14 protein-coding genes and 1 pseudogene are annotated in these 15,789 nt (G+C 63.1%); 12 read left to right on the top strand and 3 right to left on the bottom strand.

Annotated features, from left to right (window positions below):
• Positions 1 to 74: 74 nt before the first annotated feature.
• The 10 genes and pseudogenes from ABSG20_RS03870 to ABSG20_RS03915 all read left to right on the top strand — a co-directional run bounded on the left by ABSG20_RS03870 (position 75) and on the right by ABSG20_RS03915 (position 10,741).
• Positions 75 to 1,361 (top strand): DUF445 domain-containing protein, encoded by a 1,287-nt coding sequence (locus ABSG20_RS03870; protein WP_423863166.1) that lies wholly within the window; start codon positions 75 to 77, stop codon positions 1,359 to 1,361.
• A 159-nt stretch (positions 1,362 to 1,520) separates the two neighbouring features.
• Complete coding sequence (locus ABSG20_RS03875; protein WP_423863167.1) at positions 1,521 to 2,294, top strand: esterase/lipase family protein; 774 nt, start codon at positions 1,521 to 1,523, stop codon at positions 2,292 to 2,294.
• Between the two features lie 62 nt (positions 2,295 to 2,356).
• A complete protein-coding gene (gene paaX / locus ABSG20_RS03880) occupies positions 2,357 to 3,226 on the top strand; it encodes a phenylacetic acid degradation operon negative regulatory protein PaaX (RefSeq protein WP_423863168.1) in 870 nt (289 codons plus the stop codon).
• 74 nt (positions 3,227 to 3,300) lie between these two features.
• A complete protein-coding gene (gene paaA, locus ABSG20_RS03885) occupies positions 3,301 to 4,287 on the top strand; it encodes a 1,2-phenylacetyl-CoA epoxidase subunit PaaA (protein WP_423863169.1) in 987 nt (328 codons plus the stop codon).
• 42 nt (positions 4,288 to 4,329) lie between these two features.
• Entirely contained in the window at positions 4,330 to 4,617 is a 288-nt protein-coding gene (gene paaB, locus ABSG20_RS03890) for a 1,2-phenylacetyl-CoA epoxidase subunit PaaB (protein ID WP_423863170.1), read from the top strand.
• 12 nt (positions 4,618 to 4,629) lie between these two features.
• A complete protein-coding gene (paaC, locus tag ABSG20_RS03895; RefSeq protein WP_423863171.1) occupies positions 4,630 to 5,406 on the top strand; it encodes a 1,2-phenylacetyl-CoA epoxidase subunit PaaC in 777 nt (258 codons plus the stop codon).
• Between the two features lie 5 nt (positions 5,407 to 5,411).
• Positions 5,412 to 5,903 (top strand): 1,2-phenylacetyl-CoA epoxidase subunit PaaD, encoded by a 492-nt coding sequence (gene paaD, locus ABSG20_RS03900; protein ID WP_423863172.1) that lies wholly within the window; start codon positions 5,412 to 5,414, stop codon positions 5,901 to 5,903.
• 2 nt (positions 5,904 to 5,905) lie between these two features.
• On the top strand, positions 5,906 to 6,988 hold the full coding sequence (gene paaE / locus ABSG20_RS03905) for a 1,2-phenylacetyl-CoA epoxidase subunit PaaE (protein ID WP_423863173.1): 1,083 nt from the start codon (positions 5,906 to 5,908) through the stop codon (positions 6,986 to 6,988).
• 576 nt (positions 6,989 to 7,564) lie between these two features.
• Positions 7,565 to 8,281 (top strand): annotated as a pseudogene (locus tag ABSG20_RS03910) (PAS domain-containing protein); the annotation flags it as partial.
• A gap of 30 nt (positions 8,282 to 8,311) precedes the next feature.
• Positions 8,312 to 10,741 (top strand): PAS domain S-box protein, encoded by a 2,430-nt coding sequence (locus ABSG20_RS03915; protein WP_423863179.1) that lies wholly within the window; start codon positions 8,312 to 8,314, stop codon positions 10,739 to 10,741.
• A gap of 58 nt (positions 10,742 to 10,799) precedes the next feature.
• On the opposite strand, the gene ABSG20_RS03920 is transcribed toward ABSG20_RS03915, so the two are convergent.
• On the bottom strand, positions 10,800 to 11,741 hold the full coding sequence (locus ABSG20_RS03920) for a YihY/virulence factor BrkB family protein (protein ID WP_423863174.1): 942 nt from the start codon (positions 11,739 to 11,741) through the stop codon (positions 10,800 to 10,802).
• A 235-nt stretch (positions 11,742 to 11,976) separates the two neighbouring features.
• Between ABSG20_RS03920 and ABSG20_RS03925 the strand changes: the two genes are divergently transcribed.
• Positions 11,977 to 12,450 (top strand): NUDIX hydrolase, encoded by a 474-nt coding sequence (locus tag ABSG20_RS03925; RefSeq protein WP_423863175.1) that lies wholly within the window; start codon positions 11,977 to 11,979, stop codon positions 12,448 to 12,450.
• Positions 12,451 to 12,490: 40 nt separating this feature from the next.
• Here the strand turns inward: ABSG20_RS03925 and paaK are convergent, their stop codons facing one another.
• Positions 12,491 to 13,819: a phenylacetate--CoA ligase PaaK gene (paaK, locus tag ABSG20_RS03930; RefSeq protein WP_423863176.1), complete on the bottom strand. Its 1,329-nt coding sequence runs from the start codon at positions 13,817 to 13,819 to the stop codon at positions 12,491 to 12,493.
• A gap of 24 nt (positions 13,820 to 13,843) precedes the next feature.
• Complete coding sequence (paaI, locus tag ABSG20_RS03935) at positions 13,844 to 14,323, bottom strand: hydroxyphenylacetyl-CoA thioesterase PaaI (RefSeq protein ID WP_423863177.1); 480 nt, start codon at positions 14,321 to 14,323, stop codon at positions 13,844 to 13,846.
• Positions 14,324 to 14,592: 269 nt separating this feature from the next.
• Here paaI and ABSG20_RS03940 point away from each other — a divergent pair, with 269 nt between their 5' ends.
• On the top strand, positions 14,593 to 15,651 hold the full coding sequence (locus ABSG20_RS03940) for a YeeE/YedE family protein (RefSeq protein ID WP_423863178.1): 1,059 nt from the start codon (positions 14,593 to 14,595) through the stop codon (positions 15,649 to 15,651).
• Positions 15,652 to 15,789: the final 138 nt, after the last annotated feature.

A 15,789-nucleotide genomic window follows, 5' to 3' on the forward strand; every position in this document is an offset into this window, starting at 1 on the left:
GACGAAGCCCGGCCATGACGGCGGTGGGTGCATCGCGTTATGATCAACTTCCATTCAACGCTCAGAACAGCGCCATGACCACGTCAGGCACATTCTCCTTCGACACGCCAGGTGACGCCGCGCGCGCGGCCGAGTTGCGCCGCGTCAAGGCGCTGGCCACCTCGGTGCTGGCAGCCACGCTGGCGCTGTTCGTGACGGCGAAAATATTGCTTCCGCACCATCCGGCCTTCGGCTTCGTCGCGGCTTTCGCCGAAGCCGCGACCATCGGCGGACTGGCCGACTGGTACGCGGTGGTGGCGCTGTTTCGCAGGCCGTTGGGATTGCCGATCCCCCACACCGCGATCATCCAGAGCAATCAGCACCGCATCGCCGACAAGCTCGGCGAATTCATCGAGGTGCATTTTCTCGAAGCCGCGCCCGTCGAAGCCAAATTGCGCCAGATCGATTTCGGCTCCTTCATCGCCGACTGGCTGCGCGACCGCAAGCGCAGCGCCGATCTCGCCCGCTTTACCTTGCGGCTGCTGCCCGAGGCGCTTTCGGCGACGGAAACCTCCGGGCTGATGAATTTCATTACCCGCCGGATCATGACCCAGTTGCTGTCGATCGATCTGGCGCCGCTCGCCGCCGGGACGCTGCGTGCCTTCGTCGCGGAAGGCCGGCATCAGGGGCTGCTCGACGACATCCTGCGCGCCGTTCATGACGCGCTGATAGAGCCCGAGACCACGACCGCCATCCGCGCCAAAATCCGCGGGGAATTGCCGACATTGCTGAAGCTCTATCGGGCCGACAAATTCCTGGTGAAGAAGATCGTGGCCTCCGCGACCGCCTTCTTCGAAGAGGTCCGCGCCGATCCAAAGCACCCATTCCGCGGCGAGTTCGATCGCTTACTGCTGTCGTTCGTCGACCGGCTTGGCAGCGAACCGGCCTATGCCGATCGCATCGACGGATTGAAGCGCGATCTGCTGGCGCGTCCCGAACTCGGCGATCTCGCCCGCAACGTCTGGTCCAATGCGCGCTCATTCATCGAGCGCAGCGCCTCCGGCGAAAGCCAGGTGCTGCAGCATCATCTGGCCCGGATGTTCGTGGCGGCAGGCGAGGCGCTGGCAGCCGATGCCGAGTTGCGGGCCGAGATCAACCTTGGTCTGGTTGCCGTGCTCCGAAGTTTCATCGCCGATCAGAAAAGCGGCGTATCGAGCTTCATCTCCGACCAGGTCAAGGGCTGGGACATGGGGCAGTTGCTGCAGCTGATCGAAATCAACATCGGCCGGGATCTGCAATACATCCGCTTCAATGGCTCGCTGATCGGCGGCCTGGCGGGACTTTCGCTCTACACGATCGAATTCCTGCTGCGCTGGCTGTGACGATCACGCTGGGGCAGCCGCTTGAATAGGGGATCAGCGCCCCCCAATTGACCAAGAGATTGTTGCAAATGCGGGACGATGAGTGAGTGCCGGGTTTTCGGATGGATCATCGAAGCGCCCTTCGAGGTCGGCCACGAGAGCAAAAAAAGAGGGAAAGCAATGTCCGCAGCCAATGCCCAGACGCTGAATCCGCCGTCCAGAACCCTGATGTTCCTGGAAGGGCGCGCCCTCCACGAACTCGGCGCCTTTCTCGGCGCCCTGCCGCTGCTCAGCCTGGCGCCCAGGGGCGATGGACATCCGGTGCTGGTATTGCCAGGGTTGGTCGCTTCGGACACCTCGACCCGCCCGCTGCGCAGCTTCTTGAAGGATCGCGGTTACGCGGTCAGCGGCTGGCGGCAGGGCCGCAATCTCGGGCTGCGCGATGGCGTGCAGGGCGCGATGGTCGATCTGGTACGTGAGCTCAGCGACGCCCATCGGCGCAAGATCAGCCTGGTCGGCTGGAGCCTCGGCGGCCTCTATGCGCGCCAGCTTGCGAAGATGATGCCCGAGCGGGTGCGCTCGGTGATCACGCTCGGCAGTCCGTTTGCGGGAACCCCGAAGTCGACCAATGCCTGGCGGGTCTATGAGATGGCGAGCGGCCGCCGCGCCGACGAAGACAGCGGACGGTTCGGCGGATCGCTGTCGGACACGCCGCCGGTGCCGACCACCGCGATCTTCAGCCGCACCGACGGCATCTGCGCCTGGCAGGTCTGCATGGAAAAGCCGTCCGCGCGCTCGGAGAATATCGAGGTCGAAAGCAGCCATTGCGGCATGGGCCATCACCCCGCCGCCGTCTATGCGGTGGCCGATCGCCTGGCGCAGCCCGAAGACCGATGGACGCCGTTCGACCGCAGCGGCTGGCGCAGCGTGGTCTATCCCGATCCCAACCGGTAATTGCAGCGCCGGTCGCGGACGTCAGGTGTTGTATGCGCTGAAAAAGCGCTATGCGTTCGTGGATGGCGCACCCGCTGACGCGAATCGTCGACCAGCTCAAGCGCGAGCCCTCGCGCACCGGCTCGATCATCATCACGGTGTTCGGCGATGCGATCGTGCCGCGCGGCGGCTCGGTCTGGCTCGGGACACTGCTTGAATTTTTCAAGGCGCTGGACATCGATGGCAGCGTGGTACGCACCGCGATGTCGCGGCTTGCGGCGGACGGCTGGTTCGAACGTGAAAAGGTCGGCCGCAACAGTTTTTACCGGTTGGTGAACAAGGGACGGCAGACCTTCGATACCGCGACCAGACACATCTACGATCCGCCACCTTCCGACTGGACCGGCCGCTTCGAACTGCTGCTGATCGGCAACGGCTGGGATCGCGAGGGCGCGCGCGAGGCGCTGGGTCATGCAGGTTTTGGCAGTCCGCTGCCGGGCGTATGGGTTGCTCCGTCGGGCGTTCCCGTACCGGACGAAGCCGCGGGCGCGATCCGGCTGGAAGTATCGGCCGAGGACGACAGCGGCAGAAGACTGCTCAGCGAGAGCTGGCCGCTCGAGCGCATGGCGGATGCCTATCTGAAGTTCATGACAACCTTCGAGCCCTTGCGCGGTTGGATAGGCCGTCGTGAGGCGCTCGCGGACGCCGATGCCTTCGTCGCGCGGATCCTTCTGATCCACCATTACCGCCGGGTGGTGCTGCGCGATCCCTTGCTGCCAATGGCGCTGTTGCCTGGGGAATGGCCGGGCTGGGCTGCCCGAAAACTCTGCGGCGAAATCTATCGGGGACTGCTTCCCGCGTCCGAACAATGGCTTGACCGGCACGGAACCAATGAGGCGGGTCCCTTGCCGAAGGCTGCCGCCGCGCTTTGGCAGCGTTTTGGGGAGGCGTGATTGTGTTACATAAATATATTGCATGCTGATATTTTTGTTATATATTGTCGCCAACTCCCGGGAGGAGATCGGCCATGTACACGCAGGCGCTCAACACGTCCGACGTTGAAGACCGCATTATCGAGGATGCCACGCGGGCCGCGCAGTTTCAGGCGCGTATCGACGCCGAAGAGCGCATCGAGCCGAACGACTGGATGCCGGCAGCCTATCGCAAGACGCTGACCCGGCAGATTTCACAGCACGCCCATTCCGAAATCGTCGGCATGCTGCCGGAAGGCAACTGGATCACGCGCGCGCCGTCGCTGCGCCGCAAGGCGGCGCTATTGGCGAAAGTCCAGGACGAGTGCGGCCACGGCCTGTATCTCTATGCCGCGGCGGAGACACTGGGCGCCTCGCGCGAGGAGCTGGTCGACCTGATGCTGGGTGGGAAAGCAAAATATTCCTCGATCTTCAATTACCCGACGCTGACCTGGGCCGACATCGGCGCGATCGGCTGGCTGGTCGATGGCGCCGCGATCATGAACCAGATTCCGCTGTGCCGCTGTTCCTACGGACCCTATGCGCGCGCCATGATCCGGGTCTGCAAGGAGGAATCCTTCCATCAGCGCCAGGGATTCGAGATCATGCTGACGCTGGCGCGCGGTTCCGAACAGCAGAAAGCGATGGCGCAGGATGCGCTGAACCGCTGGTGGTGGCCGGTGCTGATGATGTTCGGGCCGCCCGACAATGCCAGCCAGCATGGCGACAGCTCGACAAAATGGAAGATCAAGCGCTTCTCCAATGACGAACTGCGGCAGAAATTCGTCGATGCGACGGTACCGCAGGCGGAATATCTCGGGCTTTCGATTCCGGATCCCGGGATGACGCAAAACGAGGCGACCGGGCACTGGGAATACAGTGACATCGACTGGAGCGAATTCAAGCAGGTGCTGGCGGGCAATGGCCCGTGCAACCGTGATCGGCTGGCGGCGCGGCGCAAGGCGCACGACGAAGGCGCATGGGTGCGGGAAGCAGCTCAGGCCTACGCCGAGAAACGCCGCAGCCGCAAGGTCGCGGCATAGGCGGCAACCAGATCAGGCAGGAAAACTTAAGGAGAGGTCACCGTGTCCACGCCGAATACGCCGCTGTGGGAAGTCTTCATTCGCAGCCGCAATGGGCTCGCGCACAAGCACGTCGGCTCGCTGCACGCCTGCGACGCGACGCTGGCGCTGCAAGCCGCGCGCGACATCTACACCCGCCGCGGCGAGGGGTTGTCGATCTGGGTGGTGCCGTCCAGCGCGATCACGGCCTCCGACCCTGCCGAAAAAGGCATGATGTTCGAGCCGGCGGAATCCAAGATCTACCGCCATCCGACCTTCTACGAGGTGCCCGAAGAAGTCGGACATATGTGAAGTAGGAAAAACATGGCTGTCGCGTCCATATCCGTTTCGGAAACGCCCTTGGTGCTTTACACGCTGCGCCGCGCCGACGATGCGCTGATCCTGGGCCATCGGCTGTCGGAATGGTGCGGCCACGCGCCCATGCTGGAAGAAGACATGGCGCTCGCCAATATGGCGCTCGATCTGCTCGGCCAGGCGCGCGAACTTTTTTCGTACGCGGCCAAAGTCGAAGGCCAGGGCAACGACGAAGATAAATTTGCCTATTTGCGCGATGTCCGTCAGTACCGCAATCTCTTGCTGCTCGAGCAGCCCAATGGCGATTTCGCGCATACGCTGGTGCGGCAGTTTTTCTATTCCGCGTTCGCCGATCTCTATTGGCGCGCGATGATGCAGTCGAGCGATGCCACGCTGGCGGCGATCGCGGCCAAATCCGAAAAGGAAAGCGCCTACCATTTGCGGCATTCGTCGGAATGGATGCTGCGGCTCGGCGACGGCACCGCGGAAAGCCAGCGCCGGGCGCAGGCCGCGACCGACGATCTCTGGGCTTTTACGGGCGAGATGTTTACGGTCGACGACGGCGAACGCGGGCTGATCGAGGCCGGGATCGCCGTCGACCCCGCGACGCTGCAGGCGCGATGGCAGCAGACGGTTTCCAATATTGTTGGCGAAGCCACCTTGGTGCTGCCCAAGAGCGGCTGGATGCAGCAGGGCGGCCGCAGCGGCCGGCACAGCGAGCACCTCGGGCACCTCTTGAGCGAATTGCAGTCGATGCAGCGCACATTCCCGGGTGCGACGTGGTGACCACCATGTCCAACGATCTTGCCTTACGGCGACGCGCCTGGGACGCCGCCGCCAGCGTGGTCGATCCGGAGATCCCGGTTCTGACCATCGCCGATCTCGGCGTGCTGCGCGAGGTCACCGTGAAGGATGGCCGCGTCGAGGTCGCGATCACGCCGACCTATTCCGGCTGCCCGGCGATGAACATGATCGGCGTCGAAATCGAGCTGGCGCTGCGTCGCGCGGGTTTTCCCGATGCCAAGGTGCATACCGTGTTGTCGCCGGCCTGGACTACCGACTGGATGAGCGAGGACGGCCGCCGCAAACTGAGGGAATACGGCATCGCGCCGCCGCAGGCCGCGGGCTCGCGGCGGGCGCTGTTCGGCGTGCAGCAGGTGGCCTGCCCGCAATGCGGCTCCGATAATACCGAGGTGCTGTCCGAGTTCGGTTCGACTTCCTGCAAGGCGCTGTGGCGCTGCAGGAGCTGCCGCGAACCGTTCGACTATTTCAAGTGTCATTGATCATGGCCGCATCCGCCCCGCGCTTTCATCGCCTCGCCGTCAGCGAGCTGCGCCGCGAATCCCCCGACGCGGTGTCGCTGACCTTTGCGATCCCGCCGGAGTTGGCCTCCGACTATCGTATTGCTCCCGGACAGTATCTGACCCTGCGCATGACGATGGACGGCGAGGAAGTGCGGCGTTCCTACTCGATCTGTTCCGGCCCCGATGACGGCGAATTGCGCATCGCCGTGAAGAAGCTCGATGGCGGCGCGTTTTCAAGCTGGGCCGCCGATGAGCTGAAGGCCGGCGACGAGCTCGACGTGATGACGCCGACCGGCCGCTTCGGTGTGCTGCCGGCGTCCGGCGCGGCGCGGATCCATGTCGGCTTCGCCGCCGGCTCCGGCATCACGCCTATCCTGTCGATCGTCAAGGGCGTGCTGGCGCGTGAGCCGGACAGCCGGTTCTTCCTGTTCTACGGCAATCGCTCGACCGAGGGCATGCTGTTCCGCGAGACGCTGGAAGAGCTCAAGGACCGCTTCATCGAGCGCTTCTCGCTGTTTCATGTGATCTCGGGCGAGGAGCAGGATATCCCGATCCTGCAGGGCCGGCTCGATGGCGAGAAGGTCAGGGTGCTCTTGCGTTCGCTGATTCCCGCCGACAGCATCGATCATGTCTTCATCTGCGGCCCGACCGGCATGAGCGACGAGATCGAGGCGACCTGCGCCGAGATCGGCATCGCCGCTGAAAAGATTCATGTCGAGCGTTTTGTCTCCGGGCTCGGCGGCAAGCCGCGCCCAAAAGCCGTCGTGCCGGTGAGCGCACCGCCGAAGGCGCTGGCCGCGCTGATCATCGACGGCAAACGCCGCGAGGTGCCGGTCGCCGAAGGCGAGGCGATCCTCGACGCGGCGCTGCGCGCCGGAATGGACCTGCCGTTTGCCTGCAAGGGCGGGATGTGCAGTACCTGCCGCGCCAAGCTCGTCGAGGGCCATGCGCGGATGGAAGTGAATTACTCGCTGGAGCCATGGGAGCTGGCCGCAGGCTTCATCCTGACCTGTCAGGCGCGCCCGACCTCGGACAGGGTCGTGGTCGATTACGACCACGTTTAGAGCGCGCGGGACTTCCCGTCGCCGACGATGTCGCGCACCGCGCGCAGCCAGCCCTTGGGTGGGCGCTGGGTTTTCAGCAAAGGCCGAAGGTTCGCGAAACGGCTGCCGAGATGGCGGATGGCGTCTTTGATGTGATAAGATATGCCCTATAATTCGCCGACTGGTACTTCGGAGGTCTCGCTGCACGCCGAGGTTTAGAAAGCGGTTGAAACTATAAGCATCGGTAGGAGTTGATTTGCGACCAAACGGGGCATCGATAATACAGCAGACGCAAAAACCACTTTGTCACGCCGAACCTTGGTCGGAGGCGCAGGTGCTGCGGCAGGGCTCGGCTGTCGGCTCCGGACAGCCCTGAGCCGATGCCGGCGAGCGTAGCCAGCAAGCTTGTCACACATTGATGGGCCGGGAATACGAATGACAGGCGCCAGGAAGGCATCCGCTGCAGCGGCCGGAACGCTCGATTTCCTATCCGGTCCGGGCGACATGGCAAACAGGATCCGGGTCTACGATTGGGCGAATACCGCCCTCGGTCCTCCGGCGACCTGGTCGATGCCGTTGAAAACCCTGGTCGGGCTGATGCTGTCGTCGGTACAGCCGATGTTCATGGCATGGGGCAGGGACCGCACATGGCTGTACAACGATGCTTTTGTTCCGATTATCGGCAACAAGCATCCCCGGGCGCTCGGCCGTGCTGCGCTCGATGAGGTCTGGCATGAGGCTGCTGACGCACTCGAACCGCTGTTCGAGAAGGTCTTCGGCGGCGAGCCGGTCCACATGGAGGACTTCGCCGTCATGCTTGATCGGCACGGGCGGCTGGAGGAGGCCCATTTCACCTATTCGTACACGCCGGTCAGGGACGAGAAGGGCGACGTCGTCGGTCTTTTCGGCGCCTGCCAGGAGATTACCGAGCGAACGCTCGCCGAACGCCAGCGAGTGGCAGAACAGGAACGGCAGCGTCGTGCCTTCGAGCAGGCGCCGGGCTTCATCATCGTGATGCGGGGGCCCGAGCATACCGTGGAGTTTGTGAACGATGCGCATCGCCGCCTGTTCGCAAGCCACGACTGGCCCGGGAAGACGATCAGACAGGCGTTCCCCGGCCTGGCAGACCGCGGGTTCTTCGAGCGGTTGGACGCCGTCTACGCCACCGGCGAAGCGTTCGAGGCCCGTGGCGCAGAGGCCCGCTACCGGACCTCGCTGGGCTCGCCGGAAGAGACCCGCTATCTCGATTTCATCTATGCGCCTCTCGTTGACGAACACGGGACGGTCACGGGTATCTTTTGCGAAGGCTTCGACGTCACCGAAAGCGGACAGGCGCAGCAAGCCCTGATCGCCAGCCAGGCGGAACTGCGGCAACTGAACGAGACGCTCGCCGAAGCCGAACGCGCGCTGCGGGAACGGGAAACCGAGCTCATCGGGATCCAGCGCATCGCCCGCGTTGCCGGTGTCGTCGTCGACCTGACCGATGGTTTTAAGAACAGCTTTCGTTCTCCCGAATATCGGGAAATGCATGGGCTGCCGCCGGACACCAACGACACCCACGAAGATTGGGTCCGGCGGCTTCATCCGGAAGACCGCGATCGGACCGTGAAGCGGTTCATGGATGCGGTCGGGGGCAAGGAGGAAAGGTTCTCGTCGGAGTACCGGATTGTTCGGCCCAAAGACGGTGAGGTGCGGTGGATCGCGACCGAGGCCCGCATCGAGCGAGACCCGGCCGGCAAGCCGCTGCGGCTCCTCGGTGCGCATATCGACATCACCGATCGATCGATCGCTCGGGAGAGGCTGCGCGAAAGCGAGGAGCGCTTTCAACTGATCGCCAATAGCGCGCCTGTACCGATGTGGGTGAGTAACACCGACGGAACGCGGGCGTTCGCGAACCAGGCCTACCTCGCATTCCTTGGTCTCGATTACGACCGGGCGCTCGTTTTTGACTGGCGCAAAATCCTGCATCCGGAAGACAAGGCAAGGATTGTGAAGGAAAGCCTCTCCGGAGAAGCCTCGCTGAAGCCCTTTACGCTGGAAGCGCGCTACAGGCGCGCGGACGGTGAATACCGCTGGATGCGCTCGGAGTCGCAGCCGCGCTGGGATCCGGCGGGAAATCACATCGGTTTCATCGGCGTTGCTCACGACATTACGTCCTCGAAGGAGGCGGAAAACGACCTTCGTCAGCTGAACGAATCCCTTGAAAGACGCATCGAGGAGCGGACGGCCCAGCTTGCCGCCAGCGAGACGCAGCTACGCGCGATTTTTGAAACGACCAACCAGTATCAGGCCTTGGTAGATCTCGATGGCAGCGTGGTTTACGCGAACAGCACGGCCTTGGCGGGGATCCGGGGCAGCGAGCGTGAAGTCGCGGGAAGGTCATTCTGGAATTCACCCTGGTTCTCCGCGACAGAGGGGATGAGCGATACCGTTCGGAATGCATTCACCGCTGCCGTCCGGGGAGAGATTGTTCGGGCCGAGATGCTGCTGCACCTTCCGGTCGGGGATCGCTATTTCGACTTTGCGTTGCGGCCGATGTTCGACCAGAACGGCAATGTTTCGGGAGTGCTTTCAGAGGCGGTCGACATCACGGAGCGGCGACACGCCGAAGAGGGATTGCGACAGGCACAGAAGATGGAAGCCGTCGGCCAGCTTACGGGGGGCGTTGCCCACGACTTCAACAATCTTCTCACCATCATCCGATCGGCGACCGATTTCCTCAGACGTCGGGAGCTGTCCGAGGAAAGGCGACGCCGTTACGTCGATGCGATCTCTGACACGGTCGACCGCGCCTCGAAACTCACCGGGCAGCTTCTGGCGTTCGCGCGTCGTCAGCCGCTTACGCCGCAGGTGTTCGACGTCGGAGCCCAGGTCGAAAGCATCGCCCAACTGATACGTCCGCTCGTCGGAGGCCGGATCCGAATAGAGCTCGACCTCTGCAGGCCGGCGTGCTTTGCGCTGGCCGACGTCGCGCAATTTGAAACCGCCCTCGTCAATCTCGCGGTCAACGGCCGCGACGCCATGGAGGGCGAAGGACAACTCTCCATCCGGGTGCAGTCGGTCGGCAGAATTCCGGCCATGCGTGCCAACGGACCGCGTGTGGGCCCGTTCATTGCGGTTGCGGTCGAGGATACCGGATCGGGGATCGCCGCCGACAAGCTGGATGTTATTTTCGAGCCGTTCTTCACGACCAAGGACGTCGGGAAGGGAACGGGATTAGGGCTGAGCCAGGCGTTCGGCTTCGTCAAACAGTCCGGTGGTGAGATTTTCGTCACCAGCGCAGTAGGTCAAGGGTCGACCTTTACGATATACCTGCCGCAAGTGGATTCTCCGGCCGAAAAACCGCCTAAACAAGCAGGACTGGAAGCGTCCGCCAGCGGTCGGGGCAACTGCGTCCTGATGGTGGAGGATAATGAAGAGGTCGGTCGCTTCTCCACAGAACTACTTCAAGATCTGGGTTACGAGATCGATTGGGTCGGCAGCGCCGACGCCGCGCTCAAGGCGCTCGCCGAAAACGAATTGGCTTACGACCTCGTGTTTTCTGACGTCATCATGCCCGGGATGAACGGCGTCGATCTGGCGATGGCAATTCGAGAACGTTATCCCGGCCTTCCGGTCGTGCTGACGAGCGGTTACAGCAACGTTCTTGCGCAGAACGCCGATCGCGGTTTCCAATTGATCCAGAAACCCTATTCGGTGGAGGCTTTGTCGCGAGTTCTTCGAAAGGCGATTTCCGAGAAGAGGCGGGCCGTAGAGCGGCGCCGCGACGCCTGATTTGGGGCAAGGAATTTTCGCGCTCTCGGCGTGATGTGGCTCGCTCCCGGTTCAGCAATCAGGCGCGATCCGTTCTAACCGAAGCCTCGACATCACCTTCCACTCGTCCGTCGCGCGGACCGAGGTGGGTGACCGGAACCGAAACATCGGCGCGGCGTCCGCTATCGCCGCGCGCCTTGATGGACCCGCGATGTCTTGCGAAAGCATGCGTGACTTCCGCGCCCATCAGGATGATTTGTGAGGTGTAATAGACCCAGATCAGCACGACAATGATGGAAGCGGCAGCGCCATAAGTGGATTCGAGAGCTTGTTTTCCGATGTAGAAGGCAATCGCCGACTTCCCGATTTCAAACAGGATGGCCGTCAAAGCGGCCCCGAGCCAAACGTCGTACCAGTCGACAGCTGCGTCCGGAAGCCATTTGAACATCATCGCGAACAACAGGGCGACGACCGCCAGTGAAACCAGGCTGTTGATGAGATGCAACAGCCACTCCGCTACGTGCGGCGCGGCATATTTCGAGAAGGCCGCCAGGACCGTCGTCACCATTAGCGAGACCAGAAGGAGAAAACCAAGCGCCAGAACGGCGGCGAGCGACACGACGTAGCTGCGGATGAAATACCAGGTGCCTTGGCCCGGTGTTGCCTCGACTTCCCAGACCGTATTCAACGCATCTTTTAGCTGGACGACGACACCGATAGCCGCAGAGAGCAGGGCGCCCAGGCCCAGCAGGGAAGCGATGGTGCCCTGGCGCGGCCGCCCGGCATCGGCCAACATCGCTTGCACGGCTTTTGCACCGGTATCGCCGAGCAAATCCTTGATCGAGCCCGCGACCTGGCCGGTTACCGCTTCAGAGCCGAAGAAAAAGCCGGCGACCGCAATCGCGATGACGATAATCGGTCCCAGGGAGAAGACGGAGTAGTACGCCAGCGCCGCGCCCTGGCGCGAATCCTTGTGGTTCGACCAACTGACGGCAGCTTCTTTGACGATCGACCACAGCACGGTCAGGCAGCCCTTTTCACCTCGGAGATTCACCAATGGAAAAGCCGGGCTCCGGTTCCTTCGCCGCGCGAGGCCGGTTTGCGGCAGTGGAACCTTTCGATGTTGCTTTCATTAGGTTCGCGTTCGCGCCAGCGGAATAGGCCCATGATCCGACCCCTGAATTGTACTATGCGCAGACCCAAGCGGCGATGATGAACTACGCCAAATCGCCGGCCGAACAGCAGCCCTGAAGCCGATGCCGGCATCGAGCGCGGGCATCCTGATGTATCGACGCACCGGGCGGACATTTGAGGTTCTGCTCGTCCACCCGGGCGGGCCGTTCTGGCGCAACAAGGACGTAGGCGCTTGGTCGATACCCAAGGGCGAGATCGAGCCCGGCGAGGATCCTGTGGAGGTGGCGCAACGCGAGTTCCTCGAAGAACTCGGAAGCGCCGCTGGGCAGCCGCTCCAGTTCCTTGGCGAAATTCTGCAGCGCGGCGGCAAACGAGTGCTTGCGTTCGCGGTGGAGGGAAATCTCGACGCCGAGACCATCTCCAGCAACACCTTCGAGATTGAATGGCCGCCGAAGAGCGGTCGTCGACAGAGCTTTCCGGAAGTCGACCGTGCACAATGGTTCGATCTGTCAAACGCAAAGCGGAAAATTCTCGCGAGCCAACAACCGCTTCTCGAACGTCTCGAAGTTCACCTGTCTTCCGGAAAGGGAGCATAAAACCCGGCTTCACTGTCGCGGACGCATCCGCGAACGCGGGTCAATCCTTCGGCCGGCGGTCGAAGATGCGCCGGGCCTTGCCGAGCGAGCGCTCCAGCGAATCGGGGGGCACCGCCATGACGCGCGCGGTGATGCCGATGGTGTTCTTGATATGGGCGGAGACCTGCTCGGTGTGCTCGAGGAGACCGACGCCGTCCCAGCGCTCGGGGCGGGCTTCCGCCTTCACCGTCATCTCGTCCATTCGGCCTTCGCGCGTCAGTTCGATGATGAAGTGACCGCCGCACCAGTCGGTCGCCAGCAGCACTTCCTCGATCTGGGTCGGGAACAGATTGACGCCGCGCACGATGATCATGTCGTCGGAGCGGCCCGTGACCTTTTCCATCCGCCGCAGGCCGGGCCGCGCCGTGCCCGGCAACAGCCGCGTCAGGTCGCGGGTGCGATAGCGGATCACCGGAAAGGCCTGTTTGGTGAGAGAGGTAAACACCAGTTCGCCTTTTTCGCCATCGGGCAACACCGCGCCGGTCTGCGGATCGATCACCTCGGGGTAGAAATGATCCTCCCAGACCTGCAGACCGTCTTTGGTCTCGATACATTCCTGCGCGACTCCGGGGCCGATCACTTCGGACAGGCCATAGATGTCGGTGGCATCCATGTCGAACGAGTTCTGGATTTCGGACCGCATCGCATTGGTCCAGGGCTCGGCGCCGAAGATGCCGATTTTCAGCGACGATTTCCGCGGATCCAGCCCCTGGCGTTTGAATTCATCCGATATGGCCAGCATATAGCTCGGCGTCACCGTGATGATGTCGGGCTTGAAGTCGTTGATCAACTGCACCTGCCGCTCGGTCATGCCGCCGGAGATCGGCACCACGGTGCAGCCGAGCCGTTCGGCGCCGTAATGCACGCCGAGGCCGCCGGTGAACAGACCATAGCCATAGGCATTGTGGAGGATCATGCCGGTGCGGCCGCCGGCGGCGCGGATCGAGCGCGCCATCACGTCCGACCACATCGCGATGTCGTCCCTGGTATAACCGACCACGATCGGCTTGCCGGTGGTGCCGGAAGAGGCGTGGACTCGCACCAGTTTTTCGCGCGGCACCGCGAACAGGCCGAACGGGTAGTTGTCGCGGAGATCGGTTTTAACCGTGAAGGGAAAATTCGCAAGATCGGATAACTGCCGGAAATCCCTGGGGTGCACGCCGCATCCGTCGAAGGCCTTCTTGTAGTGCGCGACATTGTCGTAGGCATGCGCCAGCGACCAGGCGAGCCGCCTTGTTTGCAGCGCCATGATCTCGTCGCGGGAGGCCCGCTCGGCGTCGTCCAACTCGGCGCGGTAGCTGCCGGGCCTAAATCGCGGGGTGGGAGCCATGGGCGGTTTCCTGATATTTGTTGTTTATCTTGATGGTGCGCCAATGTCGGCTGACGGAATCCAGGTGCCGCCGACGGTGCGGCAGTGCCCGCGCAACTCGGCGATGGTGCTGTCATCGACGCTGACGCGCACATCATAAATTCCGGACCGGCCGGTCCGCGAGATTTCGCGCGCGGTCGCGATCAGCCGGTCGCCGAGCTTGCCGGGCCTGATGAAGCAGATATTGCCCTGTGCCGCGACGGCACGCTCGTTACGGCTGTTGCAGGCAAAGGCGAAGGCCGAATCCGCCAGCGTGAAGATGAAGCCGCCATGGGCGATGCCATGGCCGTTGACCATCTCCGGCTGGATCGTCATCGCCATGGTCGCTTCGCCCGGCTTGATCCGCAGGATCTCGATGCCGAGAGCTTGGCTTGCGGTATCTTCCTTCCACATGGCCTCGGCGCAAGCGCGCGCCAGATCGTCCGGCGCCAGATCGTCAGCTAAAAGCGTGGCCTTGACGTTCACTTCGCGCTCCCCGGTCGCCTGCCGATCAGGATCGGATCCAAAACGCTCTCCCGGTCTTCGGGCTTGTTGGAACAAGCCTCTCGAACAAGCGCAGCCGGCCAGTCATGTCGCCGGACCGGCATGGTGTCAATGATCCCCGCGGGCGTCAAATCGCGTCCGGCCCATCGCAACGGGCCGGGCATACCCGGAAAACCGCTGCCGGGACACTGTTTGCAGGCGTAATATTCGTATCCTATCTTGTGGCGATTCAACCGACGCAGGGGAACTCAGTGCCGTCAGGCGCCAACATAGTTGTCTTTGCCGGCCTGTTGATCGGCCTTATCTATGGCACGGTCGGTCTTCTGAGCGGGTTCTGCCTGATGAGCGGCCTGCGCGGCTGGTGGGCTATCGGCGACAGCCGCCTGATCCGGACCTACGCGCTGGCGCTCGGCGTTGCGATCGCAGCCGTGCAGCTGCTCGCGGCCAGGGGCGTCGTCGATCTCGGCAAGTCGATCTATCTGCAGCCGTCGTTCTCGGCACCGCTGATGTTCCTTGGCGGATTGCTGTTCGGCTACGGCATGGTGCTCTCGAACGGCTGTGGCTCGCGCGCGCTGGTGCTGCTCGGACGCGGCAATTTGCGCTCGCTGGTCGTGGTGATCGTGCTCGGCATATTTGCCCAGATGACCCTGAAGGGCCTGATCGCGCCGGGCCGGATCCTGTTGCTGCAGGTATCGCAGACCGCGCCGAAGATCACTTCCGTGCCGGCGCTGTTGTCGGCGCTCGGCGTCGGCAATGCCTATACGCGGATGCTGGCGGCCTCGCTGATCTCGGGAGCCCTGATCATCTTCGCGTTCGCCCATGCGCCGTTCCAGCGCGCATGGGGGCAGATCGCGGCGGGCGTTGTCGTCGGCCTGCTGGTCGCGGCCGGATGGTTCGCGACCGGTTATCTCGGCGCCGACGACTTCAATCCGGCGCCGGTCGCTTCGCTCACCTTCATCGCGCCGATCGCCGATACGATCCAGTATATGATGCTGTCGACCGGGCTGACGTTGAACTTCGGCATTGCCACTGTCGGAGGCGTGTTCGCCGGAAGCCTGGTGACGGCGCTGGCCACGCATCGCTTTCGCTGGGAAGGTTTCAACTCGCCGCATCACATGCTGCGTTCGATCGGCGGTGCTGCGCTGATGGGGGCGGGCGGCGCCATGGCCTATGGCTGCTCGGTCGGGCAGGGCCTGACCGGCCTGTCGACGCTGGCGCTTTCATCCTTCGTCGCGGTCGCCGGCATTTTGGCAGGCTCGGCGGCTGGTCTTCGCGGCGTGCTCGCCGTGCAGCCCCTGGCCTCGGCATAGGGTCAGGCCGGCTCGCCTGAGGTCGCGAGCCGCATCACGTCGAGATAGCCCCGACGAACTTCCATCCACTCGATCACGCCTTTCGCGGCCAATAGACGGTGGGCTTCCGGCAGCCGGTAGCACGGCAAATACATGAAG

Origin of the sequence: Bradyrhizobium sp. (assembly GCF_049512235.1) — a bacterium.
Classification (GTDB): Bacteria; Pseudomonadota; Alphaproteobacteria; order Rhizobiales; family Xanthobacteraceae; genus Bradyrhizobium.